4 protein-coding genes and 1 pseudogene are annotated in these 3,405 nt (G+C 71.0%); 1 reads left to right on the top strand and 4 read right to left on the bottom strand.

What is annotated here, in order from left to right; translation table 11 throughout:
- From ACWGIU_RS33200 to ACWGIU_RS33185, 4 genes and pseudogenes are all read right to left on the bottom strand, one after another.
- Positions 1-215: pseudogene (locus tag ACWGIU_RS33200) on the bottom strand (electron transfer flavoprotein subunit alpha/FixB family protein); the annotation flags it as partial.
- Between the two features lie 58 nt (positions 216-273).
- Complete coding sequence (locus ACWGIU_RS33195) at positions 274-1,059, bottom strand: electron transfer flavoprotein subunit beta/FixA family protein (protein ID WP_030012969.1); 786 nt, start codon at positions 1,057-1,059, stop codon at positions 274-276.
- 200 nt (positions 1,060-1,259) lie between these two features.
- Complete coding sequence (locus tag ACWGIU_RS33190; protein ID WP_453711820.1) at positions 1,260-1,826, bottom strand: flavin reductase family protein; 567 nt, start codon at positions 1,824-1,826, stop codon at positions 1,260-1,262.
- Between the two features lie 278 nt (positions 1,827-2,104).
- Positions 2,105-2,455 (bottom strand): TlpA family protein disulfide reductase, encoded by a 351-nt coding sequence (locus ACWGIU_RS33185; protein WP_453711819.1) that lies wholly within the window; start codon positions 2,453-2,455, stop codon positions 2,105-2,107.
- Positions 2,456-2,668: 213 nt separating this feature from the next.
- Between ACWGIU_RS33185 and ACWGIU_RS33180 the strand changes: the two genes are divergently transcribed.
- Positions 2,669-3,391, top strand: coding sequence for a lysophospholipid acyltransferase family protein (locus ACWGIU_RS33180; RefSeq protein ID WP_453711818.1), 723 nt, complete (start codon positions 2,669-2,671; stop codon positions 3,389-3,391).
- Positions 3,392-3,405: the final 14 nt, after the last annotated feature.

The raw sequence follows: 3,405 nt of genomic DNA, 5'->3' as shown, positions 1-3,405 counted from the left end.
TTCGGTACCACGAGGTACTCGGTGAACTCGGGGGCGTCGGCGGTGAGGACCTTGACCGCGCCGTGCTCGGCGAGCACGGCGGCGGTGGCGTCGGCACCGGCGCCCAGGGCGACGGCGACGGGCTCGCCGATGCGGCGGGCCAGCGTCAGCAGCTCGAGGGTGGGCTTGCGGACGGCGCCGTCCACGTGGTCGACGTAGACGAGAACTTCAGCCATGGGACTGCTCTCCTGCGATTGCGAAGTGTCTGGGGGCTAAGAGGGGTGGCCGAGGTTCTTAGATGAACTTCTGGCCGGCCAGGAACTCGGCCAGCTGCTTGCCGCCCTCGCCCTCGTCCTTGACGATCGTGCCGGCGGTGCGGGCCGGGCGCTGCGCCGCGGAGTCGACCGCGGTCCAGGAGCCCTCGAGGCCGACCTCGTCGGACTCCAGGTCCAGGTCGGACAGGTCCCAGGACTCGACCGGCTTCTTCTTGGCGGCCATGATGCCCTTGAAGGACGGGTAGCGGGCCTCGCCCGACTGGTCCGTCACCGAGACGAGCGCGGGGAGGGAGGCCTCCAGCTGCTCGCTCGCGGTGTCGCCGTCACGGCGGCCGGTCACGGTGCCGTCCTCGACCTTGACCTCGGAGAGCAGGGTGACCTGCGGGACGCCCAGGCGCTCGGCCAGGATCGCCGGCAGCACACCCATGGTGCCGTCGGTCGACGCCATGCCGGTGATGACCAGGTCGTAGCCGGCCTTCTCGATCGCCTTGGCGAGCACCAGCGAGGTGCCCATGACGTCGCTGCCGTGCAGGTCGTCGTCCTCGACGTGGATGGCCTTGTCGGCGCCCATCGAGAGCGCCTTGCGCAGCGCGTCCTTGGCGTCCTCGGGGCCCACCGTCAGGACGGTGATCTCGGCATCGTCGGCCTCGTCGGCGATCTGCAGCGCCTGCTCGACGGCGTACTCGTCGAGCTCCGACAGCAGGCCGTCGACGTCGTCACGGTTGACGGTCAAGTCCTCGGTGAACTGCCGGTCGCCCGTGGCGTCGGGCACGTACTTCACACAGACAACGATCCTCAGGCTCACGCCGGCTCTCCTACCGCATCGTCTTTTCTGGTACCGCCTTATGCAGGCAGCATAGGCGCCTTGTCGGGCGGATCCCGGTCGGGGCGGCCCGCGCTCCGAAGGGAATGTTACTCGTCAGTACACAGTGGGTCCGGCCAAGCCGCAAGGCTGCTGAGCTGTGATCTGCCCAACGCCGCCCGGCCCTCCCAAGCAGGGACGATTCAGTCGCGCAACGCGTTGAAGCGCCCCTGGTGGTACAGCAGGGGACGGCCTTCCCCGGCCGGATCCCCGACGACGGCCTCAGCGATGATCACACGATGTTCGCCGGCGGGCACACGGGCCACCACCCGGCAGACCAGCCACGCCAGTACGCCGTCCAGCACCGGCACCCCGTGCGGGCCCGCGGCCCAGCCGGTCGGCGGACCGAAGCGGTCGGCTCCGCTGCGGGCGAACAGCCCCGCCAGCTCCCGTTGGTGCTCGCCGAGTATGTGGACGCCGAGGTACTCGCTGTCGCGCACCGCGGGCCAGGTGGAGGCTCCGGTGCCGATCGTGAAGGACAGCAGCGGCGGATCGGCGGAGACGGAGTTGAGCGAGGTGGCGGTGAATCCGACCGGGCGGCCGCCGTCCTGGGCGGTGATGACGGCGACGCCGGCGGCGTGCTGCCGGAAGACCGACCGCAGCAGGTCGGGCGAACCGGGGCGGGATGCGCCGGGGGCCGGGGCGGAGCCGGAACGGGGGGAACGGGGGGACGGAGCCGTGGGGACCGTCGGGACTGTCGAAGCAGTCATCAGGGTTCTGCCTTCTGCCGCGGGACACGCGGGCGCTGTCGGGGATCGGAGGCCGGGGTGCTCAGTGGGCCCGACAGCGCGCGCTCGCGTGGCGGACGAGGTCCACATGGGCCCGTCCGTAGAGCAGGAGTTCATACCGCATACCGCCAGCCTGGCGATCTCCCGTGGACACAGTCAAGCGAGATCGGGCAGATGTCAGGCGCGTCACGCTGTGTGCGGGCGCGCGCACCTGCGCCCCCGGCCCCTCGGCACCGGGCCGCCGGCGGCGAGGCCCCGTGTCATACGGCGGCCCCCAGGGCGGCGATCACATCCACCTTGCGCGGCATCCCCGCCGCCCGCCGCACGATCCGGCCCGCCGAGTCCACGACCAGTACGGTCGGGGTCTTCTCGATCCCGAGGGCCCGCACCAGGTCGAGCCGCTCCTCGGCGTCGATCTCGATGTGCGCCACCCCGTCCACCATCGCGGCGACCTCGGCGAGGATCCGCCGTGTGGCCCGGCAGGGCTGGCAGAAGGCGCTGGAGAACTGCACCAGCGTGGCGCGCTCCCCCGGTTCCGCGCCCAGTTCGGCTGCGCCCAGCCGGGTCCGCGCCTCTTCCTGCCCGAGCACCCGCGCTCCCGTCGCCGTCATCGTGTGGGTACGTCATCTTCGTACGCTCATCCGTGGAACGGAGCACGCCGGGGGCCCGCGACATTCCCGGCGTGATGAGAATCTCCCCGGGTAGGGTCTTCTGGACTGGCCAGCGCGCCGCGTATGGGGCACGATCCCCATGGTCGCGTACCTACGCTTCCGTAACTTCCGGCCGGGAGCACCTCCCCAGGCAGAAAGCGGGGTCTCCCCACCATGGCTGAGCTCGTCTACCCTCCCGTGATCGGCGCCGCGCACGGACTCTTCCGCGCGCTGGACATCCGTATCGACATGGCGGGCACCGAGAACATCCCCCGCAAGGGCGGTGCGGTCCTGGTGTCGAACCACATCGGATACCTCGACTTCATCTTCGCCGGCCTGACGGCGCGACCGCAGAAGCGCCTGGTCCGTTTCATGGCCAAGGAGTCGGTGTTCCGGCACAAGGTGTCCGGTCCGCTGATGCGCGCGATGAAGCACATCCCCGTCGACCGCAAGCAGGGTGAGGCCGCCTACCAGCACGCCCTGGACTCGCTGCGGGCCGGCGAGATCATCGGCGTCTTCCCCGAGGCGACGATCTCCCAGTCCTTCACGCTCAAGAGCTTCAAGTCGGGGGCAGCGCGCATGGCGCAGGAGGCCGGGGTCCCGCTGATCCCGGTGGCACTGTGGGGCACCCAGCGGCTGTGGACCAAGGGCCGCCCGAAGAACCTCAAGCGCAGCCACATCCCCGTGACGATGCGCGTGGGCGAGCCCGTGGAGGCCCCCGCCGACCAGTACGCCGGTGCCATCACCCGGCGGCTGCGCGAGCGCGTGCAGGAGCTGCTGGACGCCGCGCAGCGCGCCTACCCGGACAAGCCGAAGGGCGCCGACGACTCGTGGTGGCTCCCGGCCCACCTGGGCGGCACCGCGCCGACGGCGGCCGAGGTCCGCGAGGCCGGCTGACCCCTCCACTCAAA

The organism is Streptomyces sp. NPDC054840, from assembly GCF_053611065.1.
Note: the sequence above shows the minus strand (reverse complement) of the source record. Positions and strands in the feature narration are given on the sequence as shown.

Coding starts and splice junctions, on each gene's coding strand:
- ACWGIU_RS33185 (WP_453711819.1), bottom strand. CDS start 2,455: ATGACGGCGACGGGAGCGCGGGTGCTCGGGCAGGAAGAGGCGCGGACC.
- ACWGIU_RS33190 (WP_453711820.1), bottom strand. CDS start 1,826: ATGACTGCTTCGACAGTCCCGACGGTCCCCACGGCTCCGTCCCCCCGT.
- ACWGIU_RS33180 (WP_453711818.1), top strand. CDS start 2,669: ATGGCTGAGCTCGTCTACCCTCCCGTGATCGGCGCCGCGCACGGACTC.